General features: G+C 70.9%; 13 protein-coding genes and 2 tRNA genes. All 15 read right to left on the bottom strand.

Going from position 1 to position 15,915, the window contains the following annotated elements:
- Window positions 1–27 precede the first annotated feature (27 nt).
- The 15 genes from E2170_RS05190 to E2170_RS05120 all read right to left on the bottom strand — a co-directional run bounded on the left by E2170_RS05190 (window position 28) and on the right by E2170_RS05120 (window position 15,883).
- Window positions 28–2,316: a GumC family protein gene (locus E2170_RS05190; protein ID WP_132999531.1), complete on the bottom strand. Its 2,289-nt coding sequence runs from the start codon at window positions 2,314–2,316 to the stop codon at window positions 28–30.
- A 30-nt stretch (window positions 2,317–2,346) separates the two neighbouring features.
- A complete protein-coding gene (locus E2170_RS05185; RefSeq protein WP_132999530.1) occupies window positions 2,347–3,039 on the bottom strand; it encodes a polysaccharide biosynthesis/export family protein in 693 nt (230 codons plus the stop codon).
- Between the two features lie 28 nt (window positions 3,040–3,067).
- On the bottom strand, window positions 3,068–3,862 hold the full coding sequence (locus E2170_RS05180; protein ID WP_132999529.1) for a tyrosine-protein phosphatase: 795 nt from the start codon (window positions 3,860–3,862) through the stop codon (window positions 3,068–3,070).
- Window positions 3,863–3,927: 65 nt separating this feature from the next.
- Window positions 3,928–4,001: transfer RNA gene (locus E2170_RS05175), tRNA-Cys, on the bottom strand.
- A 47-nt stretch (window positions 4,002–4,048) separates the two neighbouring features.
- Window positions 4,049–4,124, bottom strand: a tRNA-Gly gene (locus E2170_RS05170).
- 85 nt (window positions 4,125–4,209) lie between these two features.
- Entirely contained in the window at window positions 4,210–4,809 is a 600-nt protein-coding gene (pgsA, locus tag E2170_RS05165) for a CDP-diacylglycerol--glycerol-3-phosphate 3-phosphatidyltransferase (protein ID WP_132999528.1), read from the bottom strand.
- Entirely contained in the window at window positions 4,806–6,677 is a 1,872-nt protein-coding gene (gene uvrC, locus E2170_RS05160) for an excinuclease ABC subunit UvrC (RefSeq protein WP_132999527.1), read from the bottom strand. The genes pgsA and uvrC overlap by 4 nt, the downstream gene beginning before the upstream one ends.
- Complete coding sequence (locus E2170_RS05155; RefSeq protein ID WP_132999526.1) at window positions 6,674–8,101, bottom strand: redoxin family protein; 1,428 nt, start codon at window positions 8,099–8,101, stop codon at window positions 6,674–6,676. Before E2170_RS05155 ends, uvrC begins: the two co-directional genes overlap by 4 nt.
- A gap of 40 nt (window positions 8,102–8,141) precedes the next feature.
- Window positions 8,142–8,612: a hypothetical protein gene (locus tag E2170_RS05150; protein WP_132999525.1), complete on the bottom strand. Its 471-nt coding sequence runs from the start codon at window positions 8,610–8,612 to the stop codon at window positions 8,142–8,144.
- 73 nt (window positions 8,613–8,685) lie between these two features.
- A complete protein-coding gene (gene kdsB, locus E2170_RS05145) occupies window positions 8,686–9,450 on the bottom strand; it encodes a 3-deoxy-manno-octulosonate cytidylyltransferase (protein ID WP_132999524.1) in 765 nt (254 codons plus the stop codon).
- Window positions 9,447–10,460: a tetraacyldisaccharide 4'-kinase gene (gene lpxK / locus E2170_RS05140; protein WP_132999523.1), complete on the bottom strand. Its 1,014-nt coding sequence runs from the start codon at window positions 10,458–10,460 to the stop codon at window positions 9,447–9,449. The genes kdsB and lpxK overlap by 4 nt, the downstream gene beginning before the upstream one ends.
- Window positions 10,457–12,220, bottom strand: a complete 1,764-nt coding sequence (msbA, locus tag E2170_RS05135; protein ID WP_132999522.1) for a lipid A export permease/ATP-binding protein MsbA — start codon at window positions 12,218–12,220, stop codon at window positions 10,457–10,459. Before msbA ends, lpxK begins: the two co-directional genes overlap by 4 nt.
- The gene (locus E2170_RS05130; protein ID WP_132999521.1) at window positions 12,217–12,663 is read right to left on the bottom strand and encodes an ExbD/TolR family protein; all 447 of its coding nucleotides are present in this window, start codon (window positions 12,661–12,663) and stop codon (window positions 12,217–12,219) included. The genes msbA and E2170_RS05130 overlap by 4 nt, the downstream gene beginning before the upstream one ends.
- Before the next feature lie 7 nt (window positions 12,664–12,670).
- Window positions 12,671–13,369 (bottom strand): MotA/TolQ/ExbB proton channel family protein, encoded by a 699-nt coding sequence (locus E2170_RS05125; protein ID WP_132999520.1) that lies wholly within the window; start codon window positions 13,367–13,369, stop codon window positions 12,671–12,673.
- A 174-nt stretch (window positions 13,370–13,543) separates the two neighbouring features.
- Entirely contained in the window at window positions 13,544–15,883 is a 2,340-nt protein-coding gene (locus E2170_RS05120; RefSeq protein WP_132999519.1) for a DNA internalization-related competence protein ComEC/Rec2, read from the bottom strand.
- Window positions 15,884–15,915 lie beyond the last annotated feature (32 nt).

The raw sequence follows: 15,915 nt of genomic DNA, 5'->3' as shown, positions 1-15,915 counted from the left end.
CCCCGTGCGGGCCCCCACCCCACGCCGCTACTTCCCGGCCAGCCTCGGCTGGGTGCCGTAGGAGTAGTACGAGGCGTAGTCGTAGCCATAGCCGGCGACCTTGGCGTCGTAATGGGTGAGGATCGCGCCGACCACGTGCGCGCGCGCGGCGGCCAGGCGCTTGATCGCGGCCTGGGCGGTCTTGATGCGGGTGTTGCCGGCCTGGATCACCAGCAGGGTGCCGCCGGCGACGTTCGACAGGATCGGCGCGTCGGCGATGCCCAGCACCGGCGGGCCGTCGATGATCACCTGGTCGTACTTCTCAGCCGCCACCGTCAGCATCGACAGCAGGCGGCTGCCCGACAGCAGCTCCGCAGGGTTCGGCGGCAGCGGGCCGGCCAGCACCACCTTCAGGCGTTCGTCGTCGGTGTCCATGATCACCTGGTTGGCGCTGGCGGCGCCGGCCAGCAGGCTGGACAGACCGGTGTCCGAACGCACGCCCAGCACGCGGTGCAGCGAGGGGTTGCGCAGGTCGCCTTCGATCAGCAGCACGCGCTTGCCCAGCTGGGCGAAATTGCGCGCGAGCGTGTGCGCGGTGGTGGACTTGCCTTCCGAGGCGCTGGGGCTGGTGACCAGCAGCACCTTGGGCACGCCGTGGTCGGTGGAAAACTGCAGCGCGGTGCGCACCGAGCGGTAGGCCTCGGCAAACGCCGAGCGCGGGTCGGCCATGGCCTGGGCCACGGTCTGCTTCTTCAGGTGCGGGATGATGCCCAGCACGGCCAGGCGCAGCTGCTGCTCGACGTCTTCCGGGCCCTTGAGCGTGTCGTCCAGGAACTCGAGCACGAAGGCCAGCAGCACGCCCAGCATCAGGCCCAGCATCATGCCGATTGCCAGGTTCAGCGGCAGGTTGGGCTTGAAACGTCCGGTCGGCGGGATGGCACGGTCGACGATGGAGATGTTGTTGGTGCCGACGCCGGCGCCGGCGGCCACGCCGACTTCCTTGTAGCGCTGCAGCAGGCTGTCGTAGAGCTGGCGGTTGGTGTCGACCTCGCGGCTGAGGATGTTGTAGTCGATGGAGCGGCTGTCCACGTCCAGCGTCTTCGTGCGCAGGCCATCGATCTGGGCCACCAGCATGTTCTCGCGCGACTGCGCGGCGTCGTATTCGGCCTTGATGGAGGCACGCACGGCGTTGCGTTCCTGCGCGATCTGGCGGTCGACCTCGTCGATCTGGCCCTTGAGCGCGAGCATGCTCGGGTACTCGGGCTTGAAGGTCTTCAGCTGCTGCTGGTACTCGGCGTTGAGCGTGGCGCGCTGCTGCTGCAGCGTGTTGAGGATGGAGCCGCTGATGGCCGCCGCCGGCAGTTGGCCGCCGCCGGACACCTGGCTCCACGCCGCCTGGGCGCGGATGCGGTCGTTCTGGGCCGCGGCCAGTGCTGCGTTGAGTGCGCCAAGGTTCTGGCTCTCCAGGCTCTGGCTGCCCTCGCCGCTGCGGACGATGTTTTCCTTGGTGGCGAAGGCCACCAGCGCGCGCTCGGACTCTTCGAGGCGACCCTTGGCCAGCGCCAGCTGCTCTTCGATGTACTTGCTGGCGTAGGACGAGGCGTCGAACTTGCGCTCGATGGCGTGGGCGATGAAGCCGTCGGCCACGGCGTTGACCACGCGCGCGGAGAACGCCGGCAGCGTGGAATCGAAATGCACGCGCACCAGGCGCGAGTTGCGCACGGGCTCGACGGTCAGGCCGCGGCGCACGATGCCCACGGCCTGGCCGAGGCCGACCAGGGCATCGGCTTCTCCCGTCTCGTCCGTGCCGGGCTCGTCGCCAGCGCTCGCGGCCTGCGGCCGCAGCGCACTGGTCGCACGCTGCCACCAACCGGTGGAGTCCAGGCGCTCGACGGTGGCGGCATCGATGTTGAGCTCGTTGGCGACGCGCTCTGCCAGCGCGCGGCTCTTCAGCAGTTCGTACTGGGTGGTGAGGAAGTCCGGCGCGGCGGCTTCGGCATTGCCGACGCCTTCCACCTGCAGGATCTGCACGGATTCACGGTCGATCTGCAGCACGGCAGTGGCGCGGTACACCGGCGGCATCATCAGTGTGGTGATCAGCGCCAGCGCCACCACGGTGCCGAGCACGCCCAGCACCAGCCACTTGCGCTTGACCAGGATGCGCCAGTACGCAAGCAGATCGATCTCATCCTCGTCGCCACCGCGCTTGTCGTCGAACATTTCCAGCGCGAGCGCGCGCTGCCCGCCGCCAACGGCCAGTTGGCCCGGTCGCTGGACCGGCAGCTTGTCCGGGTTGCCGTCTTCAGGGCCGGCGGGGAGCTTGTCGTCGTCTTGCATGGGTCTGCGTTGTCCGTAACGTGGAGGTACTCAGAGGGCGAGGAACAGGCCCAGGGCGGGGACGGATCTCAGGAACTCGCGGAACGCCGACTTGCTGCCGGAGCGTTCGATCACGATCACATCGTCGCCATAGACCTGCGGATCCGCGAGCTCGCCGCGACGCACCAGCCTGAGGTCGTATGCTGCGGCCATGCGCTGGCCGTCGACGTGGCGGAACAGCACCACGCCTTCAAGGTCTGCGAATTCATCGGTGCCACCGGCCATGGCCACGGCCTGCAGCAGGGACGTCTTTCCGGTCAGCGGATAGATGCCCGGCTTCTTCAACGCGCCTTCGAGGGTCACGCGCTGGCTGGTGTATTCCTTGACGAACACGGTGACCTGAGGATTCTGCAGGTAGCCGTCGGCATAGCGCGCGCCCAGCTCCTTCTCCAATTCCGGTACGGTCTTGCCACCCGCCATCATGCCGCCAATCAATGGCACGTTGATCATGCCGTTCGAGTTCACGCGTGCCTGGTGGGTCAGTTCGGACACGCCGAACACGCTGATCTCCAACAGGTCCTGCGAACCGATCCGGTAATCGGTGGCGCCTTCGTACGCGCCCGATGCGGCGGTGGTGTCCGGCGCCGGCAGGTCGGCCCTTGCCACGTTCCTGGCGCCATACGAACAGGCACCCAGCAGCAAAGCGAACACGGCCGCGATCAGGATTCGGCTGGCTTGTTTCATGGGGGGAACCTCGGGAATCGGGACAGCTTCAGGCGGGACGCAAAAAACGGGCCAACAGGCCGCGACGACGGGCGCGGGGTTCCGGCGCCCTCAGGGGTGGCAGTGTATCCGGTGCGGCGTCGGCCACGATGCCTGCCGGGCGCGTATTCACCATGTGGTGGGCTTCTTCCGCGCCTACCAGGGCCGCCGCGGCCTCGCGGGCCTCGGCCAGCAGCGGCGGGCGGCGTTCAGGGTGATGCGCGTCGGTGGCGAGGATGTGGCAGTGGCCCTCGCCCACGAACTTGTCGCCCCAGTGCTTCGCGCGGCGGCCGTAGCGGCCGGTCAGCGCGCCGGCGGTGATCTGCATCCAGCAGCCGCGGTGGGCCAGGCGGACGAAGGTGTCGTAGTGCTGCTCGACCCAGGTCAGGCGCTCGGGATGCGTGACGACGGGCACATAACCGGCGGCCATCAGTTCGAACAGGGTCTCTTCCAGCCGCGGCGGGGCGACGTGGTGCGGGGGTTCGAACAGCAGGTAGCGGGAGCCGGCGATCGTGGGGATGCGGCCGTCGCGGATGCCGGCGACCAGGTTCTGGTCGAGGTGGACATCGGCGCCCTCGACCAGCTTCAGGGCGATGCCCTCGCGATCCAGCTCCGCCTGCAGCGCGGCGATGGCGCTGCGGATGCCGGGGCCGGTGTTCTCGTACAGGCCGGGGTAGATGTGCGGGGTGCAGGCGGTCAGCGTGATGCCGTCGGCCACGGCCATGCGCGCCATCTCGAGCGACATCGCCAGGTCGGTGGCGCCGTCGTCAATGGCAGGAAGAATGTGGCAGTGGAGGTCGAACAAAGCCGCGGATCCGTTTGCAGCCTGGGCGGCCGACTCTAGCACCGCGCCGTGACAGGCTTGCGAACTGGAGGCCTGAGTCGGAATCGAACCGGCGTACGCGGATTTGCAGTCCGCTGCATGACCACTCTGCCATCAGGCCGATGGGCTGATACGACAAGACCCCGTCTCCGGGGCCTTGTCAAAATCTGGAGCGGGAAACGAGACTCGAACTCGCGACCCCGACCTTGGCAAGGTCGTGCTCTACCAACTGAGCTATTCCCGCGTTGAGCCGGCTATTTTAGGCCCAAGAACAAGTCTGTCAATACTTTTCCCTTTCCCTTTTTTCCGTCCCCGGCAAAGCGGCGGAATCACTGGCGCCGCTCGCCTTCGCGGAGCGCCGGCCAGGCGGCGCGCAGATAGAGGAAGGCCGACCACAGGGTCAGGAGGGCGGCCACCGCCAGCATCCAGTCGCCGATGTGGAAGATCGGGCCGCCCAGCCAGGGCTCGGGGCGCGGGGGATCCTTGTCCGGGGTCACGGCATACAGCAGGCACAGCAGCGCCACCATCTGCGCCACGGTCTTGATCTTGCCGATGGTCGCCACCTTCACGGTGGCGCGCTGGCCGAGTTCGGCCATCCATTCGCGCAGGGCCGAGACCGCGATCTCGCGGCCCACGATCACCGCCGCCCAGAACGCCATCCACGGGGTGGGATGCCCCTGCACGATCAGGAACAGGGCGGTGGCCACCATCAGCTTGTCGGCCACGGGATCAAGGAAGGCACCGAACGCGGACGAGAGCTGGTAGCGGCGGGCGATCCAGCCGTCCAGCCAGTCGGTGAAGGCGGCCAGGCCGAACACGGCGGCGGAGGCGAAATTGCTCCACTGCCAGGGCAGGTAGAAGGTCAGCACCAGCACCGGGATCATCACGATGCGCAGCAGGGTCAACCAGGTGGGAAGCGTCAGGGTCATGGGGTTCCGGGGGCGTCCAACCCGTGCAGTGTGGCGTAAATCCGTTCGGCAAGGGCGAGATTGACGCCGTCCACGCGCGCGATCTCGGCCACGCCGGCCGCACGCAGCCCACCCAGGCCGCCGAAATGCTTGAGCAAAGCGGCGCGCCGACGCGGGCCGATGCCGGGGATGTCCTCGAGCCGGCTGCTGCTGCGCGCCTTCTGCCGGCGACCGCGGTGGCCGGTGATGGCGAAGCGGTGCGCTTCGTCGCGCACCTGCTGCACCAGCTGCAGGCCGGGCGATGCGGCGCCGGGCTTCAGCTCGCGTCCATCCGGCAGCAGCAGGGTTTCGTCGCCGGCCTTGCGCGCCTCGCCCTTGGCCACGCCGACCACGGTGATGCCGGGGATGCCGAGCTCCGCCAGCACGTCGTTCGCCTGGGCCACCTGCCCTGCCCCGCCGTCGATCAGCAGCAGGTCGGGCAGCACGGCGTCGTCGTTGCCGGCGGCGCGCTTGAAGCGCCGGGTCAGGGCCTGGTGCATGGCGGCGTAGTCGTCGCCGGGTTCGATCCCGCTGATGTTGTAGCGGCGGTACTGGCCGCGCACCGGGCCTTCGGCGTCGAACACCACCTGGGAGGCGACCGTCGCCTCGCCCATGGTGTGGCTGATGTCGAAGCATTCGATGCGCCTGGCGGGTTCGGCCAGGCCCAGCAGCTCGCGCAGCGATTCCGCGCGCGCGGTCTGGGCGGCCTGGCTCCCGAGTTGGGTGGCCAGCGAGTTCTCCGCGTTGCGGCGCGCGAGGTCGAGGTAGCCGGCGCGCTCGCCGCGGACGCTGGTCTTGATGGTGACCTTGTGGCCGGCGTTCAGCGCAAAAGCCTCCTCCAGCACCGGCACGTCCTCGATCGCGCGGTCGAGCACGATCTCGCGCGGCGGCGAGTGCGCGGTGTAGTACTGGGCGACGAAGGCGGACAGCACTTCGGCGGGATCTTCCGCGCCGTTGGTCTTCGGGAAGAAGGCGCGGGTGCCGAAGTTGCGGCCGTCGCGGAAGGCCAGCAGCAGGACGCAGGCGTTGGCACCCTGCATGGCGACGGCGAGCACGTCGAGGTCGGCGGCGCGGCCGTCGACATACTGGCGGGCCTGCATGCTGCGCAGGCTGGTGAGCGTGTCCCGCAGGCGCGCGGCCTCTTCGAAGGCCAGGCGTTCGCTGGCGGCCTCCATGGCGTTGCCGAGTTCATCCAGCAGTTCGTCGCTATGGCCTTCCAGGAACAGGCGCACGCGGCGCACGGCGGCTTCGTACTCGGCCGCTTCGACCAGGCCCACGCAGGGCGCGCTGCAGCGGCCGATCTGGTACTGCAGGCAGGGCCGCGTGCGGTTCTTGAAGACGCTGTCCTCGCAGCTGCGCAGTTTGAACAGCTTGTGCAGCAGGTTGAGCGTCTCGCGCACGGCCATCACCCCGGGATACGGGCCGTAGTAGCGCCCGGGCACCGACTGCGGGCCGCGGTGGAGCGCGATGCGCGGCCAGTCCTCGCGGGTCAGCAGCAGGTGCGGGTAGCTCTTGTCGTCCCTGAGCAGCACGTTGTAGCGCGGCTTCAGCGACTTGATCAGCTGGTTCTCCAGCAGCAGCGCCTCGGCCTCGGTGCGGGTGACCGTGACCTCCATGCGTGCGACCTGGACCAGCATCGACATGATGCGGGCGCTCTTGGGGCTGGCGCTGAAGTAGCTGGCCACGCGCTTCTTCAGCGCGCCGGCCTTGCCGACGTAGAGCACGTTGTCGGCCGCGTCGTACATGCGGTAGACGCCCGGCGCGGTGCTCAGGCCGCGCACGAAGTCCTTGCCGTCGAAGGGGGGCGCGGACGGCGCGGCGGGCTCCGGGGGGCCGCCGGCGGCGGTCATTCGCCGATCGGAACGTGCTTCAGGCTGCCGTCCCGCGTGTCGTAGCGCAGCACCGCGTGGGCATCGGTGTCGGCGATCCAGACCACCCCATCGGCGACTGCCAGTCCGCCCGGCGAGTGCAGGCGCTGCGGCAGCTGCACGGTGGTGAGCTCACCACCGCCCAGGCGCAGCGAGCGCAGGCTGTCGTTGCCGCTGTCGGCGATCCACAGCACCGGCGATCCCGGGTCGAGCGCGATGGCCTGGGGCTGCTGCAGGCGCGCATCGGCGCGCGCCCCGTCGGCGTTGCCGTGGCTCCAGGCGTCCTGGCCGAGGACGGTGGTGACCTTGCCGGTCACCGCGCTGGCCGAACGGACCGCCGAGCCCGCGGCATCGCAGACGTAGACCGCCTGCTGCACCGCGGCCAGCGACGAGGGTTCGGCGAAGGACGCCGCATCGCGGACGCCGTCCGCGATCGCCAGCTGGCCGGAACCGGCCACCAGCGACAGCCCCGGCGCACCGAGGTCGAAGCGCCACACGCGGTTGTCGCCGGCGGTGGCGATGTAGAGCGTGCCTGCCGCCAGCGATACCGCACGCGGCTGGTCCAGGGCCACCATGCGCGGGTCGGCCACGGGGCCTTCCTTCGGCGTGCCCGGCCGGCCGGCGCCGACCACGGTGTCGATGTCGCCGCCGCGCAGCTGGATGCGACGCACGGCGTGGTTGCCGGTATCGGCGATGTACAGCGTGTCACGCTCGATGCACAGCCCGTGCGGGCGGTTGAACGCGGCGAGTTCCATCGGACCGTCGATGAAACCCGAACCACCGCTGCCGAACTGCCGCAGCACGCGGCCGCTGAGGTCGCATTCGAGCACGCGGTGGTGGCCGCTGTCGGCGACGTACAGATAGTTGCCCGACAGCGCCAGGCCTACGGGGAAGCGCAGCGGCAGCATGGGCTCGCCGCCGCGGCGCATTTCGACGCGCTCGGCGTTGAACGAACGCGGCGTGGCTTCGGCCTGCAGGCGGCTGACTGCGGCGTCGATCTCGCGCAGCTGGCCGTCGCCCACGAAGCGGTCGCGGACACGGCCCTCGGCATCGAGCAGGACCACGGTGGGCCAGGCCTCGATGCCGTAGTGCTGCCACAGCGCCCAGTCCGCATCGTGGGCGACCGGGAACTCGAACTTGTTGCGGGCGAGTCGCTTGCCGGCGCGCCGGGGTTCACGCTCATGGTCGAAGCGCGGCACGTTGACCGCGACCACGTTGAGACGGTCCGGGTGCCGGTTGCGCAGGTGACCCAGGTCGACCAGGGTCTGGGTGCACCAGGCCGAACCGGCGTTGACGAAGGCCAGCGCTGAAACACGACCGAGCAGCTGCGACATGCGCAGCGGCCCGGTGGTATTCAGCCATTCAAGGCCCGGCGGGAACTCGGGAGCAAGCGCGGCGGCATCCATGGCCTGGATTATGCCTGTCCCGGCGCCGGGCCGGACCCGCTCAGGGCTCGCCGACGGGCGCGAACCCACGGTAGTGCGCTTCGAGAGCGTCCTGCGACTGCTCGCGCTGGCGGCGGCGCTGGGCGACCGTCAGGCACTGGCTGCGCGGAAGGCGCGTACCTGCCACCGGCTCGCGACGACACACCATGCGGCTGTCTTCGCTCGCCTTGGTCAGCCGGGTGTTGATCAGCTCCTGCGAGTTCATGAGCTCGACCTTCTCGGCCTCGCTGAGCTCGGACACGGAGCGGCCGCGGAGCAGCGTCTCCATCTTGCCGAGCTCGGTGGCGACGGTGGCACGGTCGCCATTGCTGATCTCGGAATAGGTTTCGCCATCGGCGAGGTCGGCTTCGATCTGCGCGCGCTGTTCGGCGAAGGAGCCCTTGGTTGCGTCGACCCTGGCCTTGCTGGCCAGCGCCACGCCGGACACCGCGAACATCACCACCAGGCAGGCAAGCGACTTCCTCAGATTCATTTTCCGCACCTCGATTCCGATTCCCCAGGAAATTCCGATCATACACGCTGGGGATCGCCGCGAAAGTGCCGCCTCAGGCCAAGCGACGCGCGGCGCGCTCCAGGTCCTCCGGCGTGTCCACGCCGGGCGGGAACGGCTCCGGGGACAGGGCCACGGCAATGCGGTGGCCGTGCTCCAGGGCGCGCAGCTGCTCCAGGGATTCGGTGCGCTCCAGCGGCGTGGGCGGCAGCGCGGCAAAGCGCTTCAGGAAGCCCGCGCGGTAGGCGTAGATGCCGATGTGGCGCAGCCAGTGGCCGCCGGCAGGCAGCCGGGCGCGGCCTTCGTCGCTGGCCCAGGCGTCGCGGGGCCAGGGAATGGGCGCGCGGCTGAAGTACAGGGCGTCGCCGCTGGCGGCGCGGACCAGCTTCACGGCGTTGGGGTCGGCGAGCGTGGCGGCATCCTCCACCGGCGTGGCCAGGGTGGCCATGTCGGCGCCGGAGTCGACCAGCGCCGCAGCCACGGCGCGGATACCGGCGGCGGGGGCGAAGGGTTCATCGCCCTGCAGGTTCACCACCACCGTGTCGTCGGACCAGCCGGCGATGGCGGCGCATTCGGCCAGGCGGTCGCTGCCGGAGGCATGGTCGGGCGAGGTCATGGCGATGCGCACGCCGCTGTCGGCCAGCGCATCGGCGATGCGCGCGTCGTCGGCGGCGACCCAGACCTCATCGGCGCCGGCGGCAAGCGCGCGGCGGGCGACGTGGAGGACCAGGGGTTCGCCAGCGAGCAGGCGCAGGGGTTTGCCGGGGAGACGGGTGGCGGCGTAGCGGGCGGGGATGGCGACGACGAAGGGGGCGGTCATGGCGATGCCCGAAGTGCAGATGGGGGCAATCTCGCGGCCAACGCGACCCAGAACGCCTCCGGCAGTTCTGCGCTCACCGGCACCGCATAGTGCTTCTCGTTGACGAAGGCCGCGCACTTCACCGCGTCCTTGGCCGTCATCAGCACCGGCAGGTCGCTGCCGAAGCGCAGGTCGTCCGCGGTATAGGCGTGGTGGTCGGGGAAGGCGTGCGGGACCACGGCGATGCCGAGGTCGCGCAGCATGGCGAAGAAGCGCTCGGGGTCGCCAATGCCGGCCACGGCGTGCACGCGGCGGCCGGCGAAGGCCGACAGCGGCAGGGTGCGGCCGCCGACCAGGGGCACGACTTCGCCCGGGGCCAGCCACATCGGCCATTCGCCGAAGCCGGCGGCCAGGTCGGGATCGCTGCCGACGTTGAGCACGCGGAAGTCGCAGCGGGCCCCGCGTTCGACGGGTTCGCGCAAAGGGCCGGCGGGAATCGGCAGGCCGTTGCCGTGGCGGCGGCGGCCGTCGATCACTTCGATCTCGATGTCGCGGCCCAGGGCGTAGTGCTGCAGGCCGTCGTCGCAGACCACGATGTCGCAGCCGGCCTTGGCCAGCGCGCGGGCGGCGGCGACGCGGTCGCGGTCGACGCGCACCTTGACGTCGGTCTGACGGGCGATCAGCACCGGCTCGTCGCCGGCACGCGCGGGCGGCGTGGCGGGCTCGACCCACAGCGCCTTCGAATCGTCGGCGCGGCCGTAGCCGCGGGTGGCGACGCCCGGGTTCCAGCCCTCGGCGCGCAGGCGTTCGACGATGGCGATGGTCAGCGGGGTCTTGCCGCTGCCGCCGGCCACCAGGTTGCCGACCACCAGCACCGGCAGCTTCAATCTCTGCGTGCGCAGCAGGCCCATGCCGTACAGTCGCGCGCGCAGCGCGACCAGGGCGGCATACAGCGGCGCCACCGCGCGCGCCCACATCGGCACGCGCGCGCCCGGCTCGTACCACCATTTCGGCGCCTCGCGTCCGCTCATGCCGCGCCGCCCTCGCGGAACTGCATGGCGTGGAGGTGGGCGTACAGGCCGCCGCGCGCCAGCAGCTCGGCGTGGGTGCCCTGCTCCACCATGCGCCCCTGGTCGAAGACCAGCACCTGGTCGGCATGTTCGATGGTCGACAGCCGGTGCGCGACCACCAGCGTGGTGCGGTCGGGCATCAGGCGCTGCAGCGCGTCCTGTACCAGGCGTTCGGACTCGGTGTCGAGCGCGGCGGTGGCTTCGTCGAGGATCAGGATCGGGGCGTCGCGCAGGATCGCGCGGGCGATCGCCAGGCGCTGGCGCTGGCCGCCCGACAGCAGCGAGCCGTTCTCGCCGATCGGCGTGTCCAGGCCCTGCGGCAGGCGCTCGATGAACTCCCAGGCGTTGGCGGCTTCGGCCGCGGCGCGGATGGATTCCACCGGTGCATCGATGCCGTAGGCGATGTTGGCGGCCACGGTGTCGTCGAACAGGGCCACGCGCTGGCCGACCAGGGCGATCTGCCGGCGCAGGTCGGCCAGCGGGTAGTCGGACAGCGGCACGCCGTCCAGCGTGATGCGCCCCGACGTCGGTTCGTAGAAGCGCGGCACCAGGCGCACCAGGCTGGTCTTGCCGCTGCCCGAGCGCCCGACGATGGCGGTGACGGTGCCGGGCGCGGCGCGGAAGCTGACGTCCTGGAGCGCGCTGCCGTCGCCGCGGGCGTAGCGCAGGCCCACGTCGTCGAAAACCAGTTCGCCGCGCGCGCGCTCGACGGCATGGCGACCGCGGTCGTCTTCCTCCTCGTCGTCGAGGATCGCGAACAGGCGCTCGGCGGCGGCCACGCCGCGGCCGATCACGCTCTGCACGTTGGTGATCCGGCGCAGCGAAGGAATGATGCCCATCATCGCGGTCATCAGCTGCATGAACTCGCCGGGATCCAGGCGCCCTTCCAGGGCCTCGTGGATCGCGACCCAGACGATCGCCGCCAGCGCGAACGCGGCCAGCACCTGCACCAGCGCCGAGGACATCGCGCGCGTGGCCTCGACCTTCAGGTTCAGGCGCAGCACGCGGTTGGCCAGCGCGGAATAGCGCGTCTGCTCGAAGGCCTGGGCGCCGTGCACCTTCACGTCCTGCTGCGCGGCCAGCGACTGCTCGGCGCTGTGCGCCAGCTCGCCCATGCCGGTCTGGATGCCGCGGCTGATGCGGCGGTAGCGGCCGCCCACGTACCAGACCAGGACGCCGATCAGCGGCGCGATCAGGATCATCGCCATGGTGACCTTGACGCTGGTGTACAGCATCAGGCCGAGCAGGAACACGATGGTCAGGCCGTCGGCGATGATCATCTTCAGCGCGTCGGCGCTGGCCTGGGTGACCTGCTCGGTGTCGAAGTTCAGGCGGCTGACCATCTGCGGCACGGCTTCGGTGTCGAAGCGGCTGCTGGGCAGGCGCAGGTACTTGCCCAGCACCAGTTCGCGCAGGTCGCGCACCACGCTGCGGCCGGCGCGGGCGATGCCGTAGTCGGTGCAGAAGGTGGCCACGCCGCGCAGCAGGAACAGGCCGATGATCGCCAGCGGCAGGATCAAGGCCATCTCCGGCTTGGGGTCGACGAAGCCGTCGTTGGTCAGCGGCTTCATCAGCCAGACGAAGGCCGAACCCGCCGCGGCTTCGACCACCATGCCGACCATGGCGACCGCCAGCAGCGGCCAGTAGCGGCCGGCATGGCCGAGCAGGCGGCGGTAGGTCTGCCAAGGGCTGGGCGCGGGCGCGTCCTCGGCGCTGCTCACTGCGCGGGATCCTGCACGACGCGGGCGCCGGCTTCGGGCGCGGTCGCGATCGACACCCGGCGGAAGCCGAGCTGGCCAAGCGCGTCCATCGCGGTGACCACCGCCTGGTGCGGGGTACGCGCGTCGGCGCGCAGCAGCACCGGGCGCTCGCGGTCGTCGCCGGCGACTTCCAGGATCGTGGCCTTGATCGCTTCGACGTCGGTGCGCAGGGCCTCGCGGTCGTCGATGAAGTAGCGGCCCTCGGCGTTGACCAGCACGCTCAGCGCCGGCTGCTCGCTGTCGGCCGGGCGGGCGTCGGCGCGCGGCAGTTCGAGCTTCAGCATCGAGCGCGAGTCGAAGGTGGTGGTGACCACGAAGAAGATGATCAGCACCAGGATCACGTCGATCAGCGGCACGAGGTTGATCTCGGGGATGTCCTCGGCGCGGCGGTCGCGGATGCGCATGCGGGGCTCAGGCCTGTGCCGGGCGGGTCGCGCCGCTGTGTGCGGCGGAGGCGTGCTGCCCGCCGGCGTGCGCGGGGGTGCCGGCGGCGGCGGGACGACGGTTGCGCGGATCCAGTGCATCCATCAGGGCGATGGCCTCGTGCTCCATCTCGACGATGTAGCCGTCGATGCGGCCGCGGAAGTAGCGGTGGAACATCAGCGCCGGCACCGCCACGATCATGCCCGCCGCGGCGCAGACCAGGGCCTTGCCGATGCCGCCGGCCAACTCGTTCACGTCGCCCACGCCCACGTCCATGATCCCCAGGAACATCTGGATCATGCCGACCACGGTGCCGAACAGGCCCAGCAGCGGACCGGCGCCGGCGATGGTGCCGAGCGCGTTGAGATAGCGCTCCATCCGGTGCGCGAGGTGGCGGCCGACGTCTTCGACGCGCTCACGCATCTCGTCGCGCGGGTGGTTGCGCATGTCGAGCACGCTGGCCAGCAGCGCGCCCAGCGGCGAGTTGCCGCGCAGGGATTCGATGTGGGCCGGGTCCAGCTGGCCGCCGCGGCCGACCCAGTCGCGCACCTCGCGGCCGAGGCCGGGGGGCAGCACCTGGCTGCGACGCAGGGTCCAGAAGCGTTCGACGATGATCGCCAGCGCCACCGCCGACAGCAGCAGCAGGGGCAGCATCGGCCAGCCGCCTGCCTTGACCAGTTCCAGCACGTATCGCTCCTGGGGCCGCGGGCCCGGGGGAAAACAGGGCCCATAGGATACTGCCCCAACCCTCCCCCTGTGGCAGCCCCTTCCTGTGTGGGAGCGGCTACAGCCGCGATTCTTCAATGGCCTTGCGGTGATCGCGGCTATAGCCGCTCCCACAGCAGAGCGCGCTTCGCCCGGTCATTGCCGTTCCTGCATGCGAACTGCGTCCCAGAATCGCGGGCGGCGCTTCCGCTCCGTCCCGGCCACGACGCCCTGCCCGGCCAGCCTCACCCTGATCGCCCCGCCCGCGGGCGTCGCCAGGACCTCAGCCCCGCCCCGCTCCCAGCGCGCCACCGCGCCCGCGTCCGGGTGCCCGAAGCGGTTGCCGTGTCCGGCCGACACCAGCGCCAGTCGCGGCGAGGTCGCGGCCACGAAGCCCGCCGTCGAGGAGTGCCGCGAGCCGTGGTGCGGGACAAGAACCACGTCGGCCGGCAGGTCCTCGGCGAAACGACCGGCCAAGCGCTCCTCGATGGCCTCCCCGATGTCGCCGGTGAGCAGGACCGCGCCGTGCGCGGTTTCGATCCGCAGCACACAGCTGGACTCGTTGCGCAGGTAGGGAAAGTGCAGCGGCGGGTGCAGGAAGCGGAAGCTGACGCCGTCGCGCTGCCAGCCGCTGCCGGCCAGGCAGCCCGAGGCGCCTTCGATCCCAGCGCCCTCCGGCGCCAGCACCACCGGCGCGGGGAAGCGGCGGCGCACGGCGTCGAGCCCGCCGGCATGGTCGGCGTCGGCGTGGCTGGCGACCAGGATGTCGAGCCGACGCACGCCCAGCGCGTGCAGCGCCGGCACCACGGTGCGCTCGCCGGCGTCGAAGCCGTCCGGAGTCGCCGGGCCCATGTCGTAGAGCGCGGCGTGGCCGGCGGTGCGCACCAGCACCGACAGCCCCTGCCCCACGTCCAGCATCACCAGTTCGACCTCGCCGTGGCGCGGCAGCTGGCGGTCTGGCCACAGCAGCGGCAGCCACAGCAGCAGCGCCAGCGACCTGCCCGGCACGCCGCGCGGCAGCAGCAGCCAGAACGCGGCCAGCAGCGCCATCGGCAGCGCGAACCAGGGCGGTTCGGGCAGCCACGCCAGCGCCAGCGGGCTGCCACCGAGGCGTTCGAACAGCGGCCAGGACAGGTCGAAGGCGGCCGCAGCCAGGCGCCAGGCGCCGCCGCCCCAACCCGTGTGCAGGCCCTCGAGCGCGGTGCCCAGCAGCGACAGCGGCACCACCACCAGGCTCCACCAGGGGATCGCCACCAGGTTGGCAAAGGGGCCGGCCAGAGAGGCCTGTCCGAACAGGATCGCGGTCATCGGCAGCAGTCCCAGCGTCGCCACCCACTGCGCCGAAAGGAAATCGCGCAGCGGCCGTCCGCCGGCCTGCGGCAGACACCACAGCAGCCAGGCCACGCCGCCGAAGCTGAGCCAGAAGCCCGCCGACAGCAGGGCCAGCGGATCGACCAGGACGATGGCGATCGCGGCCAGCGCCAGCGATTCGGAAATGCGCAGCGGGCGCCGCCACAGCCGCGCGGCCACAGCCACCGCGATCATCAGCACGGTGCGCACCGTAGGCAGGGCGAAGCCGGCGACCGCGGCGTAGCCGAGCGCGCCGAGGAAGGCAACAGCAGCCGCGGCCTGCGGACGGGGGACGAGGATGCACAGCGCCGGGAACAGCCGCCACAGTGCCGCGCCCAGCAGCGCGAAGAAGCCGGCGACCAGGCCAACGTGGAAGCCGGAGATCGCGATCAGGTGGGTCAGGCCGGTGGCGCGCAGCAGCTCCCAGTCAACGTCCTCGAGGCCGCGGGTGTCGCCCAGCGCCAGCGCGCGCACGTAGCGTGCCGAACCCGAGGGCACGGATTCATCGATCCGCCGGGCGATGCGGTCGCGCCAGGCGTCGATGCCGCGGGCCGGCTGCAGCGCTTCGGCCGTTGCCTGCTCGCGCACGTATCCGGTGGCGACGATGCGCGCGGCCATGGCGTGGCGCTCGGCGTCGAAACCGCCCGGGTTGCGCAGCCCGCGCGGCGCGCGAAGCCGCAGCTGCAGGCGCCATTCCGCGCCGGGCTGGAGTTCGTAGCGGCGCGATGCTTCGTCCGACCACTCGTTGTCGTACCAGGACAGGCGCAGCCTGGCGCCGCGCAGCGCGTCGGGCAGCGCCGGGTCGTCATCGACGCGGAACTGGAAGCGCGTGCGCTTCGCGTCCACTTCCGGCAGGCCGGTGACACGCCCGGACACGGTGAAATCGCCACGCGCCTGCGACGCGGGCAACTGCCCGCCGAGCGAGGCTCCCGCGTGCAGGCCGCAGAGCGCGAAGCCCGCGACCAGCGCACCCGCCCAGCGCCAGCGCCCCCGCAGTCGCCACCAGGCGGCCATACCCGCGGCCATGAGCACGACGCACAGCCACGCCAGCGGCAGGGATGGCAGGCGCAGGCAGGCCAGTGCGCCGGCCACCAGCGCCGCGGCGGCGGCCACGCCCAGGGGCGGAACCGCGATTGCTGTCGTCATTGCCGCTAAGCCCGGGACCGGAAACCTCCAGC

Origin of the sequence: Luteimonas arsenica (assembly GCF_004352825.1) — a bacterium.
In the GTDB taxonomy this organism is placed as follows: domain Bacteria; phylum Pseudomonadota; class Gammaproteobacteria; order Xanthomonadales; family Xanthomonadaceae; genus Luteimonas; species Luteimonas arsenica.
Note: the sequence above shows the minus strand (reverse complement) of the source record. Positions and strands in the feature narration are given on the sequence as shown.